This is a genomic window from Pseudomonas svalbardensis, assembly GCF_030053115.1.
GTDB classification, from domain to species: Bacteria; Pseudomonadota; Gammaproteobacteria; order Pseudomonadales; family Pseudomonadaceae; genus Aquipseudomonas; species Aquipseudomonas svalbardensis.
In genome coordinates, this window is sequence record NZ_CP125619.1 from 2,297,726 (window position 1) to 2,321,501 (window position 23,776).

Consider the following 23,776-nt stretch of genomic DNA (forward strand, 5'->3'; position numbering starts at 1 on the left):
TTCGCGGCCTCGGAGATGCAAACGGGTGATTAGCTCAGCTGGGAGAGCGTCTGCCTTACAAGCAGAATGTCGGCGGTTCGATCCCGTCATCACCCACCACTTCCGAGAGTCTTGCGAAAGCAAGATGGAAGCTTTTAAAAGCCTCCACCGACGCGCAGCGGTAGTTCAGTCGGTTAGAATACCGGCCTGTCACGCCGGGGGTCGCGGGTTCGAGTCCCGTCCGCTGCGCCATATTTTCCGAGTCAGGTTTATTCTGGTTCGAGATTGAAAGCCTCGAAGCTTTCAGTCAGACGAGTTACTTGGACGCAAGTCCAAAGCGATACGCAGCGGTAGTTCAGTCGGTTAGAATACCGGCCTGTCACGCCGGGGGTCGCGGGTTCGAGTCCCGTCCGCTGCGCCATATCTGCCTCAAGGCCCACTGAACGCCTTGAAGCTACGAAGAAAGCTGCTGGTAAAGCCAGTGTCTACTTCGAGTCGATAGCAAAGACCCTGGTCGAAAGACCGGGGTTTTTTGTGTCTGCGATTTGGCTTTTCTCTCCTGCTCCCCGCAACCATGGGTATCCGCATCTGCCGGCCAAATGCGGCCGTGTGTCGAATTGTTACTCCTCTCGATGATTTCCCTCAATAACGCTCAGCCCTGATCAACCGGTGGCTGCGTGGCAGAAACACCTGTCTTTCATTTGCATATTCAGTTTTTCCTGGGGGCAAAACGCATAAAGCGCTTGGTTTGAAGTATCAACACTAATTAGAATGAGTCGCATTTAAAATATTTCTTCGCGCAGGGTTCCTTTAGATGAGTGATGCAGCGATGCCGGCGGCGCAAACCTTCCACGACCTGTACCGCGACCATCGTGGCTGGCTCGAAAGCTGGTTGAGGCGACGCATGAGCAATGGCCATGATGCGGCGGACTTGAGCCAGGATACGTTCGTGCGTTTACTCGCCAGCTCCCAGCACATCGCTGACCTGCAAGAACCCCGCGCTTATCTGGCGACAGTCGGCAAGCGACTGCTCACCAATTTCTATAAGCGCCGCAGCCTGGAGCAAGCCTACCTCAGTGCGCTGGCGCTGCTGCCTGAAGACTGCGTGCCGTCGCCCGAGCAGCGTTGGTTGCTGCTGGAAACCCTGCAAGCCCTGGACGAATTGCTCGATGGATTGCCGACGGCGGTGCGACGAGCGTTTCTCTGGAGCCAGTTGGAGGGTTTGGGTTATCACGAGATTGCTGAACGCCTGCAAGTCTCGGAGCGCACGATCAAGCGCTACATGGCGCAAGCCTATGAACATTGCCTGCTGGTGGAATTGTGATCGGTTCGACACCTTCGGCTGAAGCCCGGCAAGTTGTGCGGGCTGCCGCTCAATGGCTGGCGCTCATGGAATCAGGCGCCGCCAATGAACGCGATCGTGCCAATCTGCAGCACTGGCGTGACAGCCATCCCAGTCACGAACAGGCCTGGCAGAAAGCCCAACTCTTGCGCCAACGCTTTGCCGACCTGCCGTCGGCACTGGCCATGGCCAGCCTGGATCGGCCGCAGACGAGTCGGCGCACGGTGCTCAAGCGCGCCGTCGGGGCGGTCGCACTGGTGCCAACCGCCTGGCTGATCAGCCGGCAGCTACCTCTGGACGTCTGGCGCGCTGACTTGCGAACCGCGACCGGGGAGGGCAAAAAAGTCCAGTTGGCCGATGGCAGCTCGCTGCAATTGAACACCGCGAGTGCCGTCGATATCGACCTGAAGAATCGCCGGCTGACACTGGTGGAAGGCGAAATAGCGCTGAATGTGCCCGGTACATCGCCGCTGACGATCCAGACGCACTTCGGGCAAGTGGTCGTCAGTCAGAGCGAAGTGTGCGTTCGTCAGGGGCAGACGGGGTGCAAGGTGTCAGTGCTTAAAGGCGCTGTGCAGTTGCAGCCTTTGCGCGGGCCGGTCTTTTCATTGCGCGCAGGCCAGCAAGTCAGCCTTCAGGCGATGGGTGCCGGACGCGTCGAACCTTTCGATGTGCTTGCCCCAGGCTGGCGCGACGGCGTGTTGATGGCGCAGAACCAGCCCCTGGGCGATTTTCTGCGCGAAGTCAGCACCTATCGTTCGGGATTGTTGCGCTGGGAACCGGAACTCGAATCCCTGCGCGTCACCGGCAGTTTCCGTCTGGAAGACACCGATCGCATCCTGACGTTGCTGGCGGCCAGCTTGCCGCTGGAGGTGCATAGGCGAACCCGCTACTGGGTTACGTTGCTGCCGCGCAAAAATAGTGTCTGAGGCCTGTCCCCTTTTTTCGCGTCGCTTGTCATTCAAGGCAAGTGAAACGAAATCAGAGAGATTCTCAATGCCCGTAGCGATGCCCTGCAGTACGCGTCTGGGTTCTTCCAGGCTGCGCCCGTTGTTGCACTTGAGTCTGTTGCTGAGTCTGAGTGCTTGTCCGTTGTTCATCACTGCCGGTTGGGCCGAAGACGCGCCTCGACGCAGTTATCAGGTGCCGGCAGGAAGCCTCAGCGCAGCGCTGACCCGTTTCGCCGGGTTGGCCGGGGTCAATCTGTCAGTGGACCCGGCACTGGTGGGCAGTCGCACCAGCCCAGGACTTTCCGGCGAATACGCGGTCGAGGAGGGCTTTGCCCGACTGCTGCAGGGTTCCGGTCTGCAACTGCAGCCGGTGGGCGAAGAGGCGTACATCCTGACGCCAGCGCCGGAAGGCAGCAGCCTGCAACTGGGCGCCACCTCGATTCTCGGTGCCATTGATCCGGTGGACGGCGATCCGTATGCCGGCGGCCAGGTCGCGCGCCGTGGTTCGCAAGGCTTGCTGGGCTCGAAAGACTTTATGGAAACGCCGTTCAGCATGACCACCTACACCAGTGAGGTGGTCAAAAACCAGCAGGCGCGTACCTTGGGCGACCTGATCGCCAACGATCCTTCGGTTCGCGCCACCAACCCGGCGGGTGGGCGCTATGAGCAGTTCACCATTCGAGGGTTGAGCCTGTTCAACAGTGATGTTGCCTATAACGGTCTCTACGGCGTCCTGCCGACCTATACGATCGACATGGAGATGGCTGACCGCGTCGACGTCCTCAAAGGCCCGAGCCAGCTCATCAACGGCATCTCGCCGCGGGGCAGCGTGGGTGGCGGGATCAACGTGGTGCCCAAGCGCGCGACCGACAAGCCCATCACTTCGTTCACCGGTATGTACGCTTCCGACAGCCAGGTCGGTGGTGCCGTGGATGTTGGCCGGCGCTTTGGTGAAGACAACAAGTTCGGTCTTCGTTTCAATGGCGTGAAGCAGTCCGGCGACACCGAATGGGATCACCAGAATGTCGACCGCGAGATGGCCGTCCTGGGCCTGGATTTTCGCGGTGAACGCCTGCGACTCTCGACGGACATCGGGCGCACCGAACGTGATACCGACGCACCGCAGGAGCGCGTACAGGTTGGCCCTAACGCGCAGGTTCCGCATGCCAGCGATGTGCGCCGCAACTATGCGCAACCCTGGAGCAAGGCGAGTACCAACGACACTTTCGGCACTGTGAATGCTGAATACGATGTCAGTGATTCCGTCATGCTGTATGGCGGTGTGGGCGCGCGCAAAAGTAACCATGACTTCCTCCGACATGCCGTTTCGGTCACCAACAACGCTGGCAATTTCAGCGTTCAACCGCGTGACTTCACCCGTGACGAAAATGTCCGGACGGCCACGGCGGGAGTGCGCAACTGGTTCCATACCGGCCCGGTAAGCCATGAAGTCAACTTGGCAGCCAGCTATTACTACATGGACTTCGAAAATGGCGGCGCCCGTTATGCTGCGGCCAACAGCAACATTTATAACCCCGTTGAAACACCAACACCTGTCAGACCCACGCGACAGGATTCGGAGGTCTATACCGAAAACCGCTCCAGCGGCGTGGCGTTGTCCGACACCCTGGGTTTCTTCGATGACCGGCTGCTGCTGACCCTCGGCGCCCGCTGGCAGCGCGTGAAGGTTGACGACTGGACCGATAACGTCAGAGGCGACACCGCCTACGACGAGGAAAAGGTTTCGCCGTCGGGCGGCATCCTGTTCAAGGCAACCGATAAGCTGTCGCTGTATGCCAACTACATGGAAGGCCTGAGCCAGGGCAAGATCGCACCGTCGACCTCGGTGAACGAGGACGAGATCTTCCCGCCGTTCATCAGCCGCCAGGTCGAGGTCGGTGCCAAGTATGACGCTGGTGCGTTCGCCGTCACCGCCGCTGTGTTCCGGATCAAGCAGCCGGCTTACGAGACCAATGCCACGACGCGCGTCTTTGGCCCGAACGGCAAGCGTGAGAACACGGGTGTGGAACTGAGTGTGTTCGGTGAACCGCTTGATGGTTTCCGTTTGCTCGGCGGTGTCATGTACATCGACAGCGAATTGAGTAACACCACCAATGGCACCTTCGACGGCAACCGGGCACCGGCCACGCCGAAATACAACGTCAACCTGGGCGCCGAGTGGGACGTACCGACCGTGCAGGGCCTGACCCTGACCAGCCGCGGCATCTATTCCAGCTCGCAGTACCTGGACCAGTCCAACAACAAGGAAATCGACTCCTGGGAGCGTTTCGACGTGGGCGCACGCTATGCGTTCAAGGTCGAGGAAAAGAACATCACCCTGCGTGCCAATGTCGAGAACGTGGCGGACAAGCGCTACTGGAGTTCGGCCGGGGCCTCGGATGACAGCGAGCCTGGCTTGACGCTGTCGACCCCGCGCACCTACCTCCTTTCGGCGACCGTCGACTTCTGATTCACCTGTGTCATGCGCCCCAGGGACCGGGGCGCCATCGTTGGACCATGACCTGATTCGTATAGAGGAAGGACATATGCACACCATCAGTTAATGAACGATCGAGACACTTGCGTATAAGTCGCTATCTATCCGTAGCCTATATCGAAGTTGTCAGTTTTATTACAAGATCATGGCTAGATCATGGCACTTCCGGAGTTTATACCAGGTTTATTAACTTGGTTTTTTGCGTGTCTGATGTTTTTTAAAATAGTTCAAATCGCTATATGTAAATTTCCAAATGGGTTGTAAGAATTAGTTGCAACAACTTGTTAATGAGAATAAGTTGCATATCGAATTTAACGAGGGTGAAGCGATGTTGAATGATGGCGTATTGCACTCTAATCCTTTGCAAAAAACCAATGCCGACTATTTGGCTCGACAAAGCAAGTTCGAATCTAATGTACGCAGTTATCCACGCAAGTTACCGCTGGCCATCGCCAAGGCGCACGGGCTCTGGGTGACCGATGTCGAGGGCAATACGTACCTCGACTGTCTGGCCGGCGCCGGTACTTTGGCCCTGGGGCACAATCACCCGGCCATCATGGCCAGCCTCGACAGCTTCCTCGCCTCAGGCCTGCCGATGCACACCTTGGACCTGACCACCGCGGTCAAGGACGCCTTTAGCGAAACCTTGCTCAGCCTGTTGCCGAACCAGGGCCGTGATTACTGCTTGCAGTTTTGCGGGCCATCCGGGGCGGATGCGGTGGAGGCCGCGCTGAAATTGGCCAAGACCTTCACCGGGCGCAACAACATCATCAGTTTCTCCGGGGCCTACCATGGCATGACCCACGGCGCCCTGGCCCTGACCGGCAACACCGCGCCGAAAAATGCCATCGCCAGCCTGATGCCCGGGGTGCAGTTCATGCCGTACCCCCACGAATACCGTTGCCCGCTGGGCATTGGCGGTGAGGCCGGGGTCGAGGCCTTGACCCACTACTTCACCCAGTTTATCGAAGACGTCGAAAGCGGCGTGTCACTGCCGGCGGCGGTGATCCTTGAAGCGGTGCAGGGTGAGGGCGGGGTCAACTGTGCCCCGGCGAGCTGGCTGCGGGCGATCCGCGAGGTAACGCGCAAGCACGGCATCCTGCTGATCCTCGACGAAGTGCAGACCGGTTTCGCCCGCACCGGCAAGATGTTTGCTTTCGAACACGCCGACATCGAGCCGGACCTGATCGTTATGTCCAAAGCGGTCGGTGGCGGTTTGCCCATGGCAGTGTTGGGCATCCGTCGTGAATTCGACGCCTGGGAGCCAGGCAATCACGCCGGCACCTTCCGCGGCAACCAGATGGCCATGGCCGCCGGGCTGGCCACGTTGCAGGTACTGCAACAGCAAAACCTCGCCCCCCAGGTCGAGCGTCGTGGCCAGTGGCTCAAGGACCGACTGGTCGAGTTGCAGGCGCATTATCCGGCCCTCGGCCAAGTGCGCGGTCGCGGCCTCATGCTGGGCATAGAGATCGTCGACGAGCGCCAGCCGGCTGATCGCCACGGGCATTTCCCTATGGACCCGGCGCTGGCCGTGGCCATCCAGCAACAGTGCTTCAAACAAGGCCTGTTGCTGGAGCGCGGCGGGCGTAAGGGCAATGTCATCCGCTTGTTGCCGCCATTGATTATCGACGATGAACAATGCCAACAAGTGATCCAGCGTTTTGATAACGCGATGGCTGCAGCGTTATTGCAGTTGCGCCCTTGAATGAATCAATCGAAGTTACGTTGGCAGTCCGCCGAACTGCAGTTTGATGACAATGCTGCAGGTAACTTTGATGGTCGTCTGGTTGTTTAAAAAGGTTCAGTGAAGTGATGTCGTTACATGGGGTTTCGTCGGCCGTTAAACAGGTCGATCAGCAACTAATTTTTTCGCCATATAACGTGTCCAGTGGCCTCGCGGGCTACTGTGGAGCACCCATGAATCATCCAGATCGCAGTGTTTTATCGAATATGGTCAGTGAGTTGGCGACGACGCGCGCGTTGCTTAATTGTTTGATCAAAGAGTTCGCCCTGCCGGAAAACTGCCTCAGTTACAGTTGGCCGACGCAGATGCAAGGTATCGCCCCGGGCAGTTACCTCGAGGGGCTGGAATGGAAGGGCATTCCCCTGACCATCAACCTGCCCAACCAGCAGCAGTTCTTTGTGATGGTGGACCGCCGTGATGGTCTGGGCAGTCACCGTTACCTGTCGGACGTCTATGCGCGGCGTGGCGAGGGCGACTGGTCGTGCCTGAGGTTTACCGAGTTCGTCGAGCAGTTGCTCGCGGCGTGCGAACACATGACCCGCGCCAGCAACGACGAGTTGCTGGATCAGGTGTTGCAAAGCCAGTTGCTGACCGCGGCCATCGTCGGCCACAACATGGACGGCCAGCACCCGGCACCGCTCAGCGGTTACCTCGCCAGCGAGCAGGGCTTGTGGTTCGGTCATCCGAACCACCCGGCACCCAAGGCGCGGCTGTGGCCAGCTCATCTGGCCCAGGAAACCTACGCCCCGGAATTCCAGGCCCGCACGCCATTACACCTGTTCGAGGTGCCGCTGGAAGGATTGAACGTCGGTGCCAACGGCCTGAGCAAAGCCAAAGTGCTGGCCGGTTTTGCCGATCAAGCGCAGGCGCGGCCAGGGCACGCGGTTATCTGCATGCACCCGGTACAGGCCCAGCTGTTCATGCAGGATGGTCGGGTTCAGCGTTTGTTGAAATCCGCGGCCATCGTCGACCTTGGCGCCACAGGGCTGATGGCCAACCCCACTGCGTCCATCCGCACCTGGTACATCGAGGGCCATGAGTTCTTCATCAAGGGCTCGCTGAACGTGCGCATCACCAACTGCGTCAGGAAAAACGCCTGGTACGAATTGGAAAGCGCACTGATGATCGACCGAGTCTTTCGTAACCTCCAATTGACCCGGCCGGAAACCCTTGGCGGGCTCTCGGTGGTGGCCGAACCGGGCATTCTGAGTTGGGCGCCGCAACAGGCCAGCGAAGCCGATAACCACTGGTTCCGCGAACAGACCGGGGCGATCCTGCGGGAGAACTTCTGCCTCGACACCGGCACCGACTGCAGCATCATGGCCGGTACGTTGTTCGCTCGTAGCCTGCATTTGCCGCCGTTGGTGCATGAGTTCCTGAGCCGGTTCAACGGTAATGACATCGACGATCAAACGCTGTTGAGCTGGTTCGACGACTATCAGGCGCTGCTGCTACGGCCGGTGCTGGCGCTGTTCTTCAATCACGGTATCGTGATGGAACCGCATTTGCAGAACAGCGTGCTGGTGCATGACAACGGTCGTCCACAACGCTTGCTGCTGCGGGATTTCGAAGGGGTCAAACTGACCGACGAACTGGGTGCTTCCCGGATCGATGCAGACGTTCATCCACGGGTGCGTGAGTCGCTGCTCTATTCCCGCCAGCAAGGCTGGAATCGCATCGTCTATTGCCTGTTCGTCAACAACTTGTCCGAGTCGGTACTGGCCCTGAGCTGGGAACGTCCGCACCTGGCGCCGCTGATGTGGCAACGGGTGGAGCAGCAGTTGATCAGCATCCGCGCCGAATTGACCCGCGCTGCGCCGGAGTTGGACGCACTGATCGCCGGTCAGCCGATTGCCTGCAAAACCAACCTGAAAGTTCGCTTGGCAGCCAAGGCTGATCGCCAGGCCAGCTACGTCAGTCTGGTGTCCCCGTGGGGCAAGGAGGCCAAGCATGGATAAGCTGCCCGCGACGGTACTGGCTGCCATCGACGAAGCCCGCATGCAGCACGAAGATCCACTGGCGCTGTTTATCTACGACCTGGACGCGCTGAAACAGCACGTGACGCAGGTGATGGCGGCGCTGCCCGAAGGCGTAGAGCTTTACTACGCGATCAAGGCCAACAGCGAAGCGCAAATCCTGGCCGCCGTGGCGCCGTTGGTGCACGGGTTCGAGATTTCCTCCGGCGGCGAGATCGATCGCCTCCAGGCCTGCCCGACGCGCAAGCCATTTATCTTCTCCGGCCCCGGCAAGCTGGACTCCGATCTGCGTTCGGCGCTGCAACATCGGGTTGAAGCGATTCACATCGAAAGCCTGAATGAAATCGTCCGCCTGCAACGGCTGGCACTGGAAGCGGGGCACGTGCAAGACGTGCTGCTGCGGATCAACCCTGAACTTCCGTCGCCGCTCTCCAGCAAACTGGCGATGGCCGGCACCGCCACACCGTTCGGGATCGATGAGTCGGAACTGGCTCAGGCGGTCAGCTGGGTCGATAACGCCAGCCACCTGCGGCTCAAGGGCTTCCATGTGCATGCGATGTCTCATCAGTCGCTGGTGGAACGCCATGAACAATTGCTCGATCTGTACCTGCAGCGCTGGCCGCAATGGAAGGCGTTGTCAGTGGATCCCGCGGCGATCACCCACCTCAATGTGGGCGGTGGCATCGGCGTTAATTACCTTGGGCCGCAGCAATTCGACTGGCAGCGCTTGTGTACGCATTTGGGGCAGAGCCTTGCAACGTGCGCCGATGCGCCCATCGTGCGCTTTGAGCCCGGTCGTTTCATCAGCGCCTTCTGCGGCTACTACTCCATTGAAGTGCTGGACAGGAAAACCAGTCACGGCAAGCATTTCCTGGTCTGTCGGGGCGGCACCCATCAGTTTCGTTTGCCGGTTGCCCAGGGCCATGATCACCCGATCATTCATCTGCCTCGGCATCGCGTAACGCCAACGGCGACACAACAGGAGTGGACCGTCGTTGGGCAGCTCTGCACGCCCAAGGATGTGCTGAGCCGCGATTACCCGCTCACCGGAGTGGAGATCGGCGACATGCTGGTGCTGCCGCTGGCGGGTGCCTATGGCTACAACATCTCCCATGCCGACTTCCTCTGTCATCCGCGACCGCCACAGGTGTTTGTGCAACAGGCCGGAGCCGCCCTGTGGGATTGACGTTTGCCGTGCCGCGCTGGTTGGTGGTGGTCAATGTGTTGTTGGGCACGCTGACGGTCAGCCTGAACAACAGCTCGCTGAATCCGGCGTTGCCGGCGTTCATGGAGGCCTTTGATATCGGCCCGCTGTTGGCCACCTGGATTGTGGCTGCGTTCATGGTGAGCATGGGCATGACCATGCCCCTCACCAGTTTTCTCAGTCAGCGGATGGGGCGCAAATCCCTGTATTTGTGGGGCGTGGCGTTGTTTGTCTGCGGTTCGCTGTTGGGGGCGCTGGCCAACTCCATCGCGCTGGTGATTACCGCGCGCGTGGTGCAAGGCATCGCCAGCGGACTGATGATTCCGTTGTCGCTGGCGATCATTTTTTCGGTGTACGCCAAGGGTGAGCGGGGCAGGGTCACCGGTCTGTGGGGCGCGGCGGTCATGCTGGCACCGGCATTGGGACCCTTGTGCGGGAGCCTGATGCTGGAGTGGTTCAGTTGGCGCTCGCTGTTCCTGATGAATGTGCCGATTGGCCTGCTGGCGCTGATCCTGGGTGTCGGCGTTTTGCCTGCTTCCGAAGCATCGGAACGCAAACCTTTCGACCTGGCGGGTTACCTGTTGATCGCGACGGGCATCGGTCTGCTGATGATCGCCGTTGGCCGTCTGCGCCATGCCGAAGCCCTCACTGATCCGCTCAACCTTGGCATGCTGCTGGCGGCGATCCTGTGTCTGGTGGCGTTTGTACGACTGGAACTGAACCGGGCTTCGCCGCTGCTCAACCTGCGCATCTTTGCCCTGCGCGGTTATCGCTTGAGCGTAATCATCGCGGTGGTGCAGTCGGTCGGCATGTTCGAGTGTCTGGTCCTGCTGCCGTTGCTGGTGCAAGTGGTGATGGGCTACAGCGCTATCTGGACCGGCCTGTCGCTGCTGTGCACGGCGCTGTTCGCCAGCCTGTTCGGGCATGTCGGCGGCAAGTGGTTGGACCGGCACGGCCCGCGTGGCGTGGTGCTCTGGGGGCTGCTGCTGACCGGGGGCGCCACGTTGGGATTGGGCGTGCTGGGGGCTGGCGCTTCAATCGGTGTGGTGTTTTTCCTGATGATGGTCCGCGGTGCCGGGCTGGGCCTGTCCTATATCCCCATCACCACCGCCGGGCTCGATGCACTGCCTGAACCGATGGTCACTCAGGGCGCGGCGATGAACAACATTTCCCGTCGTCTCGTCTCGTCACTGGCCATCGTGATCGCCTCCCTGTGGCTGGAATTCCGCCTGACTGCCGAGACCGGGGGCGGGGTGGTTTCGATGGCCAGCTCGGGGGCGATCAGCGAGGTCTTCATGGCCACCGGCATTCTCATCCTGCTGGCATTGCCCTGTGCCTGGCGTTTTCCCGTTCACGCATCCGACGAGCCGGCCGAGGCATTGCCCTCAGCCCTCGAACACCGTTAATTCTTTCACGGACAAGGTTATGACTATGGCGACTTCTTCACAGGCAACACATCAAGCTGCGGATTCAGCGCCAGGCGTCTGGCTGGCGACGGCCGATCCCCGCCACTATCAGCAAGTGGAACAGCGCGTGGTGGGCCAGCTGCTGCAAACGCTGCTGTATGAAAACGTCCTGCCGTATCGCCATTCGCCCCTCGATGGCGGCCAGTACCGTTTTGTCGTCAGCGGCTTCGACGCGCAGCAACAACCGGTGGAGTACCACTGCAGCGGATTGCTCAGCGAAAGCTTCGAGCTGATCCGTCTCGACTATGCCAGTCTCGAACGCGTAGATGCGTTGGGCGCGCGCAGCCGGCCGCACCTTCATCAAGCATTGGCGGAGCTGCTGATCGAACTTCAGGAAAGCCCGCACCTGCCACGCTTCACCTATGAGCTTGAACAAACGATGCTCAAGGATCTGCAATCGCGCAGCCAGGGTTACCAAGCGGCAAAGCCAACCCATCAACTGGATGTCGATGCGCTGGAACAGCACTTCATGGACGCCCACAGCTATCATCCTTGCTACAAATCGCGCATCGGTTTCTCGCTCAAGGACAACGCCCGTTACGGGCCGGAATTTGCCGCGCCCATCGCGATTGTCTGGCTGGCCGTGGCCAAATCCTGCGGGGCGATGAACATCTCGCAGCACCTGGATTACGAAGGATTTATCCAGCAGGAATTCGGATTTCAGCGCTGGCAGCAACTGGCTGAGACCCTCACCGACCACGGCAAGGCGATGGGCGATTATTGGTTGATGCCGGTGCACCCGTGGCAGTGGGAAAACGTCATCGTTCCCGTTTTCTACCCAGAACTGGTCAGCGGTGAAGTGATCTATCTGGGCATCACGGATGATCGCTATCAGGCGCAGCAATCGATCCGCACCCTGGCCAACGTCACTGAGAAAAAGCGGCCTTACGTCAAGCTCGCGCTGAGCATGACCAATACCTCCAGTACCCGAATTCTGGCCCGGCACACGGTGATGAACGGCCCGATCATCACCGACTGGTTGCAGCAGTTGATCGGCAGCGACAGCACCGCCCGCGACCTTGGCTTTGTGATTCTCGGTGAAGTGGTTGGCGTCAGCTTTGACTACGATCACCTGCCCGCCACGCGGATGTCCCAGGCCTACGGCACGATGGGCACCCTGTGGCGCGAGAGCATTCACCAGTACCTGCAAGACGACGAGCAAGCGGTGCCGTTCAATGGCTTGAGCTCCGTGGACAACCGCTACGGACCGGGGGAACAGACCCCGTTCATCGATGCGTGGATTGCTCAATACGGCCTGCACGCCTGGACGCGCCAACTGTTGCAGGTGGCAGTGTCGCCGATCATTCACATGCTGTACGCCGAAGGCATCGGCATGGAATCCCATGGACAAAACATCGTCCTGATCGTGAAGCAGGGCTGGCCACAACGTATTGCCCTGAAAGACTTCCATGACGGCGTGCGCTATTCACCGCAGCACTTGGGGCGCCCCGAACTGTGCCCGACCCTGGTGCCGCTGCCCGCCAGCCACGCCAAGCTAAACCGTAACTCGTTCATCCTCACCGACGACCTGGATGCGGTCCGGGATTTTTCCTGTGATTCGTTCTTTTTCATCGCCCTGGCCGAGATGGCGATTTTCCTGCATCAGCACTATCAGCTGGAAGAAGCCGGGTTCTGGCAGATGACTGCCGAGGTGATCACTGCTTACCAGGCTGAACATCCGCAACACCGTCCGCGTTATGCAGCGTTTGATGTTTTCGCGCCGTTCTACGAAGTGGAAGAACTGACCAAGCGCCGCCTGCTGGGCGACGGCGAACGTCGTTTCAAATCGGTGCCGAATCCGCTGCACGCGTTCCGGCCGCAATCATGCTGAGGACCAATCTGCTCAAGCAGAACCTCAGAACAGGTGAGCCGGTCTACGGCCTGATCAGCTCGATTCCGTCGCCAGCGGCCATCGAACTGATTGCCGAGGCGGGTTTTGATTTTGTGATCATCGATATGGAACACGTGCTGATCAACCCCGAGACCGTGGAGAACATGATCCGCACCGCTGAGAGTTACGCGCTGACCCCACTGGTGCGGGTGGCCGACCTCAACCCGAAAATCCTGCTGCGCCTGCTCGATGGCGGTGCCCAGGGCATTGTGTTGCCGATGATCGAAGGCCCCGAGCCCTTGGCCGAAAGCATTCGGGCGTGCAAATACCACCCGCAGGGCACCCGCAGCCTGAATGCCGGTCGCCCCGGTGCCTTTGGCAAACACAGCCTGGCGGAGTACGTCGCGCTGGCCAATGAGCAAATCATGGTCGTGGCGATGATCGAAAGTGCCGAAGGTGTGCGGCGGGCGGCAGAGATTGTCGCGGTGCCTGGCTTGGACATGATTCTGGAAGGGGCCGCCGACTTGTCGCAATCGATGGGCATGCCTTGGCAGATCGACCGGCCCGAGGTGCAGCAAGCGCTGCTCTCCAGCTGGCATGCGGCGAGTGCCGCGGGCGTGCCGTATTGCGCGATTCCACGCCAGCCGGGCGACCACGGACGGTGGTTGGCTCGCGGCGTAAAAAGCTTTGTTTTGGGTGACGAGCGTGGCATCGCTTTTCGTGCCCTCCAGGCCAGATTGGCCGCCACTTCAGCAGAAGGAAAATAATCGGATGAACTTCACCGCAATGGCCGCCGACAGGGTGATGCAGGATCTGGTCGATTGTTTGCTGGCCGAACATTTTTTCGGGACCGAGCCGCTGAATCTGGTGGCGCCATCGTCATCGGCCGATCAGCCGTTTACCGGGTTGAGCGCCGAACAACGGATCTGGGAATGGCCCAGCGATCCTCAAGGTTGCATCGTCATTGCCTTGCGTCCCGGTATAACTCAGCAATGGGAGAAAGTACCGGGCACGCCGGTTTGGGCGCGACAGAATGACCAACTGACCGCGCTGTCACCCGAGGCCTTCACGACCCGGGTGTTGGCAGGGATGACCGATCGCTACCCGGACAATGAAAAAGGCTTCGCCCTGTTCCTGGATGTGCTGCGCACCAGCGTCCGGCAAACCGAGTTGTCCCTGGCCCATCGGGTTGACAGCGAACGTTTGCTGGAAAAGAGCAACGCGGACTTCTTCCTTGCGATGGAACAGTGGGCTTCGCTGCGTGATCGTCCCTACCATCCGCTGGCCAAAGCCAAGCAGGGTTTGAGCGAAACCGAATACCAGCAGTATCAGGCCGAATTTGCCCGTCCGGTGGCGCTCAATTGGGTCGCGGTCGACCGCACGTTGCTGCAATGCGGCGTCGGCGTGACGGACCTGGCGCAGCGTTATCCCGCCCACTACCTGTTGCCGCCGCTGTTGCAGGCCAACTTGCAACAAGAGCTGCAGCAGCGCGGCATTGCCCAGAGCCACATCGCGCTGCCGGTTCACCCGTGGCAGTTCGAACATGTGCTGGAGGCGCAACTCGGCGACGCGTTCGCCAAGGGTGATTGCCATCGACTGGACTTCACTGACGGTGATTTCTTCGCCACCTCGTCATTGCGCTCGATGACCCCGTGCTTCAACAGCGCCGATTACCTCAAGTTGCCGATGGCAATCTATTCGCTGGGCGCTTCGCGTTACCTGCCCGCGGTGAAAATGATCAATGGCGGCCTGAGTGAGGCGCTGCTGCGTCAGGCACTGAGCAAGGATCAAACCCTGCAACAGTCCCTGCACCTGTGCGACGAAACCAAATGGTGGGCGTTCATGCCACCAGACGCGACGCTGTTCGACGAAGCGCCGCGTCACCTGTCGGCCATGGTGCGCGGCTATCCACCCGCGCTGCTCGAAGATCCGGACTGCCGACTGGTGCCCATGGCGGCATTGGGCACACCGCTGCCGGGTAGCAATCAGCACTTCTTCGATGACTGGATGGCCTACCGCCAACTGCCGGCCAACGCCGCGTCGGTGATGACGTTGTTCCGCGAGTTGTGCCACAGCTTCTTCGATATCAACCTGCGGATGTTCCGCATCGGCATGCTCGGTGAAATTCACGGGCAGAACGCGGTGCTGGTGTGGAAGGCCGGTTACGCGCAGGGCTTGCTGTTGCGCGATCACGATTCGTTGCGCATCTTCGTGCCGTGGCTGGAACGCAACGGCTTGGCCGACCCGGCTTACCGATTGAAGAAGGGACACGCCAACACGCTGTACCACGATTGCCCTGAAGACCTGCTGTTCTGGTTGCAGACCCTGGGCATTCAGGTCAACTTCCGCGCCATCATCGATACGCTGGCTGAGGTCTACGCATTGCCGGCGACCGGGTTGTGGACGGCGATGGGCGAAGTGCTCAACGAGTTGATCGAAACGATCGAGTTTGACGCCGAGGCGCGGATCATGATCAAGCACCAGTTGTTCGAAGCGCCACATTGGCCACAGAAATTGCTGCTCACCCCGATGATCGAACGCGCGGGCGGCCCTGGCAGCATGCCGTTTGGCAAAGGGCAGGTGGTCAATCCGTTTCACAGGCTCGATCGTGAAGCCTGAACCGCGATGTCATCCCTCCAGGCGCACGCTGTTGCGACTGTCCCTGGGGGCGCTCGCCCTCAGGTTTTCCGCGCCGGCGTGGGCCGAGGCTGGCGCCGCGCCGTTGCGGGTGATCACTTTGTTTCAGGGCGCCACCGACTGCGCCGTGGTATTGGGCGTGACCCCGTGTGGCGTGGTTGATTCCTGGAGCGAAAAACCGACCTATCGCTATTTGCGCGCGGCACTGGGTACTGTGCCCCATGTCGGGCTGGAAACCCAGCCCAGCCTTGAGGACATCGCGCTGCTCAAGCCGGACTTGATCGTTGCCTCGCGCTATCGCCATGAACGCATTGCGCCGTTACTCAAGCGGATCGCTCCGGTGCTGATGCTGGAGGAAGTGTTTGAACTCAAAAAGACCCTGGCGCTGATGGGCGCTGCATTACACCAGCAACAGAGGGCCGACGAGATTTTGAACCGATGGGAGCAACGCGTGGCACAGCTGTGTGAGCAACTGCAGCAGACATTTGCCGACCGCTGGCCTCCCACGGTGTCGATTCTGGATATCCGCGAAGACCACATTCGCAGTTACCTGCCGGCGAGTTTTCCGGGCTCCGTGCTCAGCGAACTGGGATTCAATTGGAGTGACAGCAGCCGGGAGGCGAGCGGGGTATCGATCAAACTCACCAGCAAGGAAAGCCTTGCCGTGGTGAATGCCGACATTTTTTTTGTGTTCCTGCGCGCGCAGAACGCGGCGGTGCAGCGCAACTACGAGAGCCTGGTTCAACACCCGCTGTGGAAGCAGATGCGTGCCCCGCAGCAAGGACAGGTGTGGCAGGTCGATGGCGTCGCGTGGAGTCTGTCGGGCGGGATGTTGGGGGCCAATCTGATGCTCGACGACGTGGCCCGCGTGGCCGCCGCGCAGGTGGCCTCATGAGTCCGGGAGTAAAGCTGTGCAGCGCGGGTGTCGTGTTGCTGCTGTGCTGCGTATTGAGCCTGGCGGTCGGTGCCACCTGGATTCCACTGCCACAGATTGCCGCGGCGTTTGTCCATCCCGACCCATTGAGTATCAGTCATGTGCTGGTGACCACCACGCGCCTGTCGCGCACCTTGATGGCGATTTCCGTAGGCGCTAGCCTGGCGGTCGCGGGCGCCCTGATGCAGGCACTGACGCGCAATCCGTTGGCGTCCCCCGGATTGTTCGGGATCAACGCCGGCGCGACCTTTTTTATCATTCTGTTTTCCTCGATCTTCTCGCTGTCATCCCCGGATGCCTGGCTATGGTCGGCGTTCATTGGCGCTGCCGTGGCGGGTTGTCTGGTGTGGCTGATCGGCAACATGGGGCAAGGCAGTCTCAGTCCACTGCGCATCGTGCTGGCGGGCGCGGCGATCGCCGCGTTGTTCTCCGCCTTCAGCCAGGCGCTGCTGGTGGTGAATCAGGATGGCCTGGACACGGTGCTGTTCTGGATGGCTGGTTCGTTGTCCGAACGCAACCTGCCGAGCGCCGCACCCTTGTTGCTGACTGATGTGTTCGGGTTGTCGGGGGCGCTGTTGCTGGCCGGGCAGGTCAACGTGCTGAACGCCGGGGAAGAGATTGCCACGGGTCTGGGGCAGCGAACCGGTCTGATCCGGCTGCTGATGAGCGTGCTGGTGATTTGTCTCGCGGGCAGCGCGGTGGCGTTGGCCGGCAGCATTGGTTTCATCGGTCTTCTGGTACCGCACATGGTGCGCAAGGGGTTGTCCATCGATCATCGCTGGTTGCTGCCCGGTTGTGCGCTGCTCAACGCCATTCTCCTGCTGTTGGCGGATACGCTGTCGCGGGTATTGATCTTGCCTCAGGAGGTGCCGGTAGGGGTGATGACGGCGCTGTTCGGCGCGCCGTTTTTCATTATGTTGGCCCGGCGTGGAGGTCGTTATGGATAGGGTGGTGACTTGGCGCCGGGGCGGGTATTCCCGGCGGGTCAACCTTTCCACGTGGTTGCGGTTGGCGGCGGCGCTGGTGCTGACGGTGCTGGTGATGCTCGGCTCGTTGTCGCTGGGGAAAGTCAACCTTTCGCCCCTTGAGGTGATGCGAATTCTGTTTTCCAGCCAGGACGCCGGCCTGACGTTGATCGTCGAGCAACTGCGTTTTCCACGCATTGTGCTGGCGGCGCTGGTGGGCGCTGCGTTGTCGGTGTCCGGGCTGATCCTGCAAAGCATTATCCGCAACCCGCTGGCATCGCCGGACCTGCTGGGCATCACCAGCGGTGCCAGCGCTGCCGCCGTGCTTTACCTGTCGTTCTTGTCCGCGACGCTGGGGCAACAATTTTTGCCCCTGGCCGCGATGCTCGGTGCGGCTTTGGCAACATTGGCCATTTATCTGCTGGCCTGGAAGCAGGGGACCTCACCGCTGCGGCTGGTGCTGATTGGCGTGGGCGTCTCGGCGATGTTGACGGCCGCGACCACCTTCATTCTGGTTTTCAGTCCGCTGACCACCACACTGTCTGCCTACGTTTGGCTGACCGGCAGCGTGTACGGCGCCAGTTGGCCCGAACCGCTGGCGCTTGCGAGCTGGTTGTTGGGCATTTGTCCGCTGCTGGTGCTGCTGGCCCGTCAGGTGATGGTGCAACAGCTGGATGACAACCTGGCACAGGGCATCGGCGTGCGCGTGCAGTGGCTGCGGGCCGGTTTGTTGCTGGTGAGTGTGGCGTTGGCCGGTGCGGCCATTGCCTGGGGGGGGGCGATCGCGTTTGTCGGGCTGATCGCGCCGCATATTGCCAAACGCCTGGTGGCCTCTGGTTTCGCGGGGCAGGCCGTGATGGCAGCCCTGATTGGCGCAAATCTGGTGATGCTGGCGGACCTGGTCGGGCGCACGCTGTTTTTGCCCCTGGATCTACCGGCCGGGATCTTTGTCGCGGTGCTGGGCACACCCTTTTTTCTCTATTTATTGATTAAACAGCGTCATTAAGGAATTCAACGTATGACGTCGATTGCAAGTCGCGGGCTGACCCTGAGTTATCAGCGCCAGGTGATTATTGACGCGCTGGACATGCAACTGCCCAAGGGCAAGATCTCGGTGCTGATTGGCAGTAACGGCTGCGGCAAAAGCACCTTGCTCAAATCCTTTGCCCGACTGCTGAAACCGCAGCAAGGCTCGGTGATTCTCAACGGCGTGGATATCCAGCAAAAATCCACGGCGGCGGTGGCGCGTGAGTTGGCCATCCTGCCCCAGACACCGACGGCGCCGGAGGGCATTACCGTTCGCCAGCTCGTAGCCCTGGGCCGATACCCTTATCAAAGCTGGATGCAGCAGTGGTCGGCCGAGGATGAAACCATGGTCAATCGTGCGCTGACGCAGACCAGTTTGCAGGCGCTGGCGGATCGGCCGGTGGATGCCTTGTCCGGTGGGCAGCGCCAGCGTGCGTGGATCGCCATGACCCTGGCCCAGGACACCGGCATTGTGTTGCTGGACGAGCCGACGACCTTCCTCGACCTGGCTCACCAGATTGAAGTGCTGGACCTGCTGCGCGACCTCAACCGGCTCGAAAACAAAACCATCATCATGGTGCTTCACGACCTCAACCTGGCCTGTCGTTATGCGGATCATATGGTTGCGGTACATGAACGTACGGCATTTGCCCAAGGCCGCCCTGAGGACGTCTTGACTCAGGCGCTGGTCAAAACCGTGTTCGACCTCAACTGCAGGATTTTTCCTGACCCGTTCTTTGGTACGCCGATGTGCATCCCGTTTGGTCGGGAATTGCCGCAATGAATCTGGCTCACCACTTCACCGCGCAAGAATGGAACGTGCTGGGCGGTGGGTTGCGTCTGAAGGACTGCGCCGAACGTGACCCATTACGCTCGCTGATGGCGCGTGACCTGTTGCAGGAAGATGTGTGCGAGCGTTTGCTGGACGCATTGAGCCCGGTCATTGGCTCACCGTCGCGGGCGATCACGGCCTCACTGCTAGGCAAGCGCCTGTCGTTCCTGGCAACCGGCGCCTGTTTGTACGCCATGTCGGTGTACGACAAAGGACTGCTGCTGTCCCTGGATAACACGGTGATCGAATACGGCCACGATGAAGGGCTGTGGACGTCTTCGATGCCGCTGGTTCATTCCCTGCCGCTGACGTACGAGGCAGGTGAGCGCGAGACCTGGCGGGAAACCCTGGTGCAGGCATTGTTTGCCGGGCTGTTGAAGCCGCTGTGGCAAACCTTCAACCGTGTGAGTGGCGTTTCACGGCGCATCTTGTGGGAAAACACCGCCGTACGCGTGTATTCGTTGTATGAAAAACGCATGGCAAAAATCGACGAACCGTCGGTGCGCGAGCGCTATGAAGCGGACTTCAGGTGGTTGCTCACCCAGGCAGAACCTGCGCTGTTCGGCCTCGATTACAACCCGCTGAGCCATTTCCGCCGACCGCCGACACTGCTCGATGAGGGGCAGCGCAGCATTCGCTTTCGGCGAACCTGCTGCTTCTATTACCTGGCTACTGAGCCCGCTGAATATTGTTCGACCTGCCCATTGCTACGTCCGGGGAAATGCCGATGAGTGATCAGATCAACCCTCGCCATCAGCTCGTCACCCCGGAGTTACTCAACGCCTACCGGTCGATCCCTTCATCAACCATCGGCCATTTTTCTGATCAGGGTTTCCTGCGGGGGATCAAGCCGCTGTTCAACGACATCCGCATGGTCGGTAATGTCGTCACCGTCAAAGTCTTCCCACCGGATGGCAGCATTTTGCGTGAAGCACTGTTGCTGAGTGAGCCGGGTGACGTGCTGGTGATCGAATGTGTGGGCGACGAGGAGTGTGGCTGCTGGGGTGAACTGCGCACCCTGGCCGGGCTGATCAAAGGGTTGGCCGGGGTGGTGGTATCGGGTGCGGTCACGGATGTCGGCGCATTGCGTCGCCATGGGTTGCCGATCTTTTGCCGGGACGTCAGTGCGTACACGACTCGCGGCATTGGCGCCCATGGGGAAGTCAATCAGTCGATCAATGTGGGCGGGGTTCGGGTGCAGCCGGGGGACCTGGCCATTGGTGATGATGACGGTGTCTTCATCCTCGATGCCCAGCGTGCGGCCGAGCTGCTTCCCGAGCTCTTGGCCAAAGAGGAAATGGACCAGCAGCGCAGGGCCGAGTTCTTGCAGAGGCTCAATCAGCGAAGGGGCTGACTTCCCGAGCTGAAATGAAAAGGGGCAACTGTGCAGTTGCCCCTTTTTTGCATCTAATCGGTCAGAAGCCGAGTTTGTCGCGCAGTCCGTAATACCAGGCGCCCAACGCAGCGAACGGTGTGCGCAGCAGTTGTCCGCCGGGGAACGGGTAGTGGGGCAGGTCGGCAAACGCATCGAAACGCTCAGCCTGGCCACGTAATGCTTCAGCCAACACCTTGCCCGCCAGGTGCGTGTACGTCACGCCATGGCCGCTGCAACCCTGGGAATAGTAGATGTTGTCGCCCAGGCGTCCGACCTGGGGAAGACGCGACAAGGTCAGCAGGAAATTGCCGGTCCAGGCGTAATCGATCTTCACGTCCTTGAGCTGCGGGAAGGCCTTGAGCATCTTCGGCCGAATTATCGCCTCGATGTTCGCCGGATCCCGCGCGCCATACACCACGCCACCGCCGAAGACCAGGCGCTTGTCGCCAGTCAAACGGTAGTAGTCGAGCAGGTAGTTGCAGTCCTCGACGCAGTAATCCTGCGGCAACAGGCTCTTGGCCAATGCTTCGCCCAAGGGTTCAGTGGTGATCACCTGAGTCCCGCAGGGCATCGATTTGGCGGCCAGTTCCGGCACCAGATTACCGAGATACGCATTGCCCGCCACGATGATGAACTTGGCTCTGACCTTGCCCTGAGGCGTATGCACCACCGGACTCGCGCCGCGCTCGATGCGCACCGCCGGCGATTGCTCATAAATAGTTCCGCCCAACGACTCCACAGCTGCGGCTTCGCCCAGTACCAGGTTCAGCGGATGAATGTGCCCGCCGCTCATGTCGAGCATGCCGCCGACGTATTGATCGCAAGCGACCACTTCACGGATGCGACGCTGATCCATCAGTTCAAGCTGCGTGTGACCGAACCGCTCCCACAGACGCTTCTGGGATTCCAGATGGCCCATGTGCTTGGCGGTAATGGCGGCGAATACGCCACCGTCCTTCAAGTCGCACTGGATATTATATTTGGCAACCCGCTCACGAATGATCCGCCCACCTTCGAATGCCATCTGCCCCAGCAACTGAGCCTGCTTGGGACCGACACTGCGCTCGATCACATCGATGTCGCGGCTATAACTGTTAACGATCTGGCCACCGTTACGCCCCGACGCACCAAAACCTACCTTCGCGGCCTCAAGCACCGTAACCCGGAAACCGTTTTCCAGCAGAAACAGGGCAGAGGACAGACCGGTGTAACCGGCACCGATCACACAGACATCAGTCTCTACGTCATCCTGCAAGGCCGGGCGCGGCGGAACCGCATTGGCCGATGCGGCGTAATAGGATTCCGGGTAGGGGGTGTTCGCCATCCTGCAGCCTCTGTTTAATATATTTTACGAGTGCATCGATCCTACCCGAGATAAAAATCGACCGCCAGCCACCGCAAAATCTTCTTTGCAGCGGCAAAATTAAATATTTTGCATATTCATAGGGTTAGCTCGAAAAAAGGTGTTGACACCCCTCCGGAATTCCGTAGAATGCCGCCTCACAGCAGGCACGTAGCTCAGTTGGTTAGAGCACCACCTTGACATGGTGGGGGTCGTTGGTTCGAGTCCAATCGCGCCTACCAAACAAAATCCGCTCTGCTGGGCGGTCTAGAAGGGCTCACCGAAAGGTGGGCCCTTTTTTGTTGTCTGCGATTTGCAAAACTTTTGCAAAACCCCACTCAAACGCCAGCTCGGCGCCCACCTCCAGATACTCGACCTTCTTTTCGTCGTGTCTTCACTTTGCTGGTGGCCGCCGTAGCGCGGGTGGTGTCGTAGGGGAATGGGCGCGTGACAATGCAGGGGTATGATCGCAATCACGATCGTGATCGTGACGATAGAGCGACTGAGTGCGCAGGCCATCGGCTAGCGAGAGACGGCGGTGACAGGCGCTCCTCGGGCCCAATGATCACCCGGTTTGCCGATTAGCTTCAGCGGCACGGGTTGCCAGTGATTCAGGCGTAAGATAGCGGTGCTACCTCATCAAAAGGAGCCGCATATGATCGCCGACCAAATGAACAAGCCGGTATCTGAGGACAGAGCTGTTTGGGATCAATACTTCTGCGCTGCGTTGATTGCGGAAAGCAATCTGACGGCACCGGTTGTAGGAGGGGCTACTCATGAAGACAGGCAGAACCTGTTGATTGAAAGGGCCAAAGCTCTCGCCGACAAGATGATGGAAAACAGAAAATAACCAGAGCCCAGCCATCGCGCTGGGCTCTTCACATCTGGATCTCGGCATCATTGCAGCGCTTGCTGTCAGGCAGGGCAGAGGCATGGGTTTGGTCGCCTTTAACACCGAGAACCTCAAATACCTTCCAGCGTTTTCAAAAATGCTTGGATGTGTCTGGCCGCCTCTTCAGGCGCAACCTGAAGCAGGCAGTGCGGTGCTTCGATTTCAATGATTCGTGTATCACCGTTCATTGAAGAGACCCGCGTAGACGCTGTCCCGGGAACCACCGAATCATGCTTAGCGCGAAGGTAAATAGTCGGTACGCTGACTTGGGCGAGCTTGGCGGATACGTCAACGGTAAGAACCGATCGTAGTCGTGAACGCATTACCGAAGGGCTCACTTGAGTGATGGCCTGGCGTAGCGCTGCGCGCAGGGCGCTCGTGGAAAACCGGCCGAGCAATACTTTGCTGATCCATCCGACAGGCGCAAGGCTGAGCGGCAGTGCGCCGAGCAAAAAACTCAAGTGACTGAATATTGGTCTTGGATTGCGTGCGAATGTGCCGCACAGCACGAGTCCCAGCTGCTGGGGCGGTTGCCTGGCGCTCAGGGAAATAGCGATCGGTCCCGAGAAGGATTCACCCAGCAGTACGAATGGGCGGTCGGTCGGCAGCGACTCTCGGACCAGCGACTCCAGCGCTGTGTAGCTCAGCGGAATATTGGGGGGATAGGTGATGATTAGCGTATCGAATTCGCGCTCCATGCTGGATGCAAAGGCTGCGAACAATTCACCTGTTCCATCCATTCCAGGTAGCAGAACCAGCGTGGGAGTTGATCGATTCATGTGTT

Annotated in this window: 19 protein-coding genes and 4 tRNA genes; 21 read left to right on the forward strand and 2 right to left on the reverse strand. The window is 59.8% G+C overall.

Going from position 1 to position 23,776, the window contains the following annotated elements; all coding sequences use genetic code 11:
• Positions 1-23 precede the first annotated feature (23 nt).
• The 19 genes from QFX16_RS10445 (at position 24) to QFX16_RS10535 (ending at position 20,737) form a co-directional block, all read left to right on the forward strand.
• A tRNA-Val gene (locus tag QFX16_RS10445) sits at positions 24-99 on the forward strand.
• 55 nt (positions 100-154) lie between these two features.
• Positions 155-231 (forward strand) — tRNA-Asp (locus QFX16_RS10450).
• A gap of 92 nt (positions 232-323) precedes the next feature.
• A tRNA-Asp gene (locus QFX16_RS10455) sits at positions 324-400 on the forward strand.
• A 393-nt stretch (positions 401-793) separates the two neighbouring features.
• A complete protein-coding gene (locus tag QFX16_RS10460) occupies positions 794-1,303 on the forward strand; it encodes a sigma-70 family RNA polymerase sigma factor (protein ID WP_008145604.1) in 510 nt (169 codons plus the stop codon).
• The gene (locus QFX16_RS10465) at positions 1,300-2,250 is read left to right on the forward strand and encodes a FecR domain-containing protein (protein WP_283183843.1); all 951 of its coding nucleotides are present in this window, start codon (positions 1,300-1,302) and stop codon (positions 2,248-2,250) included. Before QFX16_RS10460 ends, QFX16_RS10465 begins: the two co-directional genes overlap by 4 nt.
• 67 nt (positions 2,251-2,317) lie before the next feature.
• Positions 2,318-4,741, forward strand: coding sequence for a TonB-dependent receptor (locus QFX16_RS10470; protein WP_283183844.1), 2,424 nt, complete (start codon positions 2,318-2,320; stop codon positions 4,739-4,741).
• 355 nt (positions 4,742-5,096) lie between these two features.
• Positions 5,097-6,473, forward strand: a complete 1,377-nt coding sequence (locus QFX16_RS10475) for a diaminobutyrate--2-oxoglutarate transaminase (protein ID WP_283184545.1) — start codon at positions 5,097-5,099, stop codon at positions 6,471-6,473.
• Between the two features lie 212 nt (positions 6,474-6,685).
• A complete protein-coding gene (locus QFX16_RS10480; RefSeq protein ID WP_283183845.1) occupies positions 6,686-8,470 on the forward strand; it encodes an IucA/IucC family protein in 1,785 nt (594 codons plus the stop codon).
• A complete protein-coding gene (locus tag QFX16_RS10485; RefSeq protein ID WP_283183846.1) occupies positions 8,463-9,674 on the forward strand; it encodes a type III PLP-dependent enzyme in 1,212 nt (403 codons plus the stop codon). The genes QFX16_RS10480 and QFX16_RS10485 overlap by 8 nt, the downstream gene beginning before the upstream one ends.
• The gene (locus QFX16_RS10490) at positions 9,671-11,098 is read left to right on the forward strand and encodes a DHA2 family efflux MFS transporter permease subunit (RefSeq protein WP_283184546.1); all 1,428 of its coding nucleotides are present in this window, start codon (positions 9,671-9,673) and stop codon (positions 11,096-11,098) included. The genes QFX16_RS10485 and QFX16_RS10490 overlap by 4 nt, the downstream gene beginning before the upstream one ends.
• A 19-nt stretch (positions 11,099-11,117) precedes the next feature.
• Positions 11,118-12,989, forward strand: a complete 1,872-nt coding sequence (locus QFX16_RS10495) for an IucA/IucC family protein (protein ID WP_283183847.1) — start codon at positions 11,118-11,120, stop codon at positions 12,987-12,989.
• The gene (locus QFX16_RS10500) at positions 12,983-13,756 is read left to right on the forward strand and encodes an HpcH/HpaI aldolase family protein (protein ID WP_283183848.1); all 774 of its coding nucleotides are present in this window, start codon (positions 12,983-12,985) and stop codon (positions 13,754-13,756) included. The genes QFX16_RS10495 and QFX16_RS10500 overlap by 7 nt, the downstream gene beginning before the upstream one ends.
• 4 nt (positions 13,757-13,760) lie before the next feature.
• Positions 13,761-15,608 carry an IucA/IucC family protein gene (locus tag QFX16_RS10505; protein ID WP_283183849.1) on the forward strand — a complete coding sequence of 616 codons (1,848 nt, stop codon included), beginning with the start codon at positions 13,761-13,763 and terminating at the stop codon, positions 15,606-15,608.
• Entirely contained in the window at positions 15,598-16,521 is a 924-nt protein-coding gene (locus QFX16_RS10510) for an ABC transporter substrate-binding protein (protein ID WP_283183850.1), read from the forward strand. The genes QFX16_RS10505 and QFX16_RS10510 overlap by 11 nt, the downstream gene beginning before the upstream one ends.
• Positions 16,518-17,507 (forward strand): FecCD family ABC transporter permease, encoded by a 990-nt coding sequence (locus QFX16_RS10515; protein WP_283183851.1) that lies wholly within the window; start codon positions 16,518-16,520, stop codon positions 17,505-17,507. The genes QFX16_RS10510 and QFX16_RS10515 overlap by 4 nt, the downstream gene beginning before the upstream one ends.
• Positions 17,500-18,531, forward strand: a complete 1,032-nt coding sequence (locus tag QFX16_RS10520) for a FecCD family ABC transporter permease (protein ID WP_283183852.1) — start codon at positions 17,500-17,502, stop codon at positions 18,529-18,531. The genes QFX16_RS10515 and QFX16_RS10520 overlap by 8 nt, the downstream gene beginning before the upstream one ends.
• Positions 18,532-18,543: 12 nt before the next feature.
• Entirely contained in the window at positions 18,544-19,335 is a 792-nt protein-coding gene (locus QFX16_RS10525) for an ABC transporter ATP-binding protein (protein WP_283183853.1), read from the forward strand.
• The gene (locus tag QFX16_RS10530; protein WP_283183854.1) at positions 19,332-20,114 is read left to right on the forward strand and encodes an IucA/IucC family C-terminal-domain containing protein; all 783 of its coding nucleotides are present in this window, start codon (positions 19,332-19,334) and stop codon (positions 20,112-20,114) included. Before QFX16_RS10525 ends, QFX16_RS10530 begins: the two co-directional genes overlap by 4 nt.
• Positions 20,105-20,737: an RraA family protein gene (locus QFX16_RS10535; protein WP_283183855.1), complete on the forward strand. Its 633-nt coding sequence runs from the start codon at positions 20,105-20,107 to the stop codon at positions 20,735-20,737. Before QFX16_RS10530 ends, QFX16_RS10535 begins: the two co-directional genes overlap by 10 nt.
• Before the next feature lie 61 nt (positions 20,738-20,798).
• Here QFX16_RS10535 and QFX16_RS10540 read toward each other — a convergent pair whose 3' ends face one another.
• Positions 20,799-22,082, reverse strand: a complete 1,284-nt coding sequence (locus tag QFX16_RS10540) for an NAD(P)/FAD-dependent oxidoreductase (RefSeq protein WP_283183856.1) — start codon at positions 22,080-22,082, stop codon at positions 20,799-20,801.
• A 183-nt stretch (positions 22,083-22,265) separates the two neighbouring features.
• Here QFX16_RS10540 and QFX16_RS10545 point away from each other — a divergent pair.
• Both QFX16_RS10545 and QFX16_RS10550 read left to right on the forward strand, forming a co-directional pair.
• Positions 22,266-22,342 (forward strand) — tRNA-Val (locus tag QFX16_RS10545).
• A 413-nt stretch (positions 22,343-22,755) separates the two neighbouring features.
• Positions 22,756-22,950 (forward strand): hypothetical protein, encoded by a 195-nt coding sequence (locus tag QFX16_RS10550; RefSeq protein WP_111452631.1) that lies wholly within the window; start codon positions 22,756-22,758, stop codon positions 22,948-22,950.
• A 113-nt stretch (positions 22,951-23,063) separates the two neighbouring features.
• On the opposite strand, the gene QFX16_RS10555 is transcribed toward QFX16_RS10550, so the two are convergent.
• Complete coding sequence (locus tag QFX16_RS10555) at positions 23,064-23,771, reverse strand: alpha/beta fold hydrolase (RefSeq protein ID WP_283183857.1); 708 nt, start codon at positions 23,769-23,771, stop codon at positions 23,064-23,066.
• Between the last annotated feature and the right edge of the window lie 5 nt (positions 23,772-23,776).

Excerpts from the sequence above, each read along its gene's own strand:
- QFX16_RS10480 (WP_283183845.1), top strand. The coding sequence starts at position 6,686 with ATGAATCATCCAGATCGCAGTGTTTTATCGAATATGGTCAGTGAGTTG.
- QFX16_RS10535 (WP_283183855.1), top strand. The coding sequence starts at position 20,105 with ATGCCGATGAGTGATCAGATCAACCCTCGCCATCAGCTCGTCACCCCG.
- QFX16_RS10530 (WP_283183854.1), top strand. The coding sequence starts at position 19,332 with ATGAATCTGGCTCACCACTTCACCGCGCAAGAATGGAACGTGCTGGGC.
- QFX16_RS10475 (WP_283184545.1), top strand. The coding sequence starts at position 5,097 with ATGTTGAATGATGGCGTATTGCACTCTAATCCTTTGCAAAAAACCAAT.
- QFX16_RS10500 (WP_283183848.1), top strand. The coding sequence starts at position 12,983 with ATGCTGAGGACCAATCTGCTCAAGCAGAACCTCAGAACAGGTGAGCCG.
- QFX16_RS10470 (WP_283183844.1), top strand. The coding sequence starts at position 2,318 with ATGCCCGTAGCGATGCCCTGCAGTACGCGTCTGGGTTCTTCCAGGCTG.
- QFX16_RS10540 (WP_283183856.1), bottom strand. The coding sequence starts at position 22,082 with ATGGCGAACACCCCCTACCCGGAATCCTATTACGCCGCATCGGCCAAT.
- QFX16_RS10520 (WP_283183852.1), top strand. The coding sequence starts at position 17,500 with ATGGATAGGGTGGTGACTTGGCGCCGGGGCGGGTATTCCCGGCGGGTC.
- QFX16_RS10515 (WP_283183851.1), top strand. The coding sequence starts at position 16,518 with ATGAGTCCGGGAGTAAAGCTGTGCAGCGCGGGTGTCGTGTTGCTGCTG.
- QFX16_RS10485 (WP_283183846.1), top strand. The coding sequence starts at position 8,463 with ATGGATAAGCTGCCCGCGACGGTACTGGCTGCCATCGACGAAGCCCGC.
- QFX16_RS10460 (WP_008145604.1), top strand. The coding sequence starts at position 794 with ATGAGTGATGCAGCGATGCCGGCGGCGCAAACCTTCCACGACCTGTAC.
- QFX16_RS10550 (WP_111452631.1), top strand. The coding sequence starts at position 22,756 with ATGATCGCCGACCAAATGAACAAGCCGGTATCTGAGGACAGAGCTGTT.
- QFX16_RS10505 (WP_283183849.1), top strand. The coding sequence starts at position 13,761 with ATGAACTTCACCGCAATGGCCGCCGACAGGGTGATGCAGGATCTGGTC.
- QFX16_RS10555 (WP_283183857.1), bottom strand. The coding sequence starts at position 23,771 with ATGAATCGATCAACTCCCACGCTGGTTCTGCTACCTGGAATGGATGGA.
- QFX16_RS10495 (WP_283183847.1), top strand. The coding sequence starts at position 11,118 with ATGACTATGGCGACTTCTTCACAGGCAACACATCAAGCTGCGGATTCA.
- QFX16_RS10525 (WP_283183853.1), top strand. The coding sequence starts at position 18,544 with ATGACGTCGATTGCAAGTCGCGGGCTGACCCTGAGTTATCAGCGCCAG.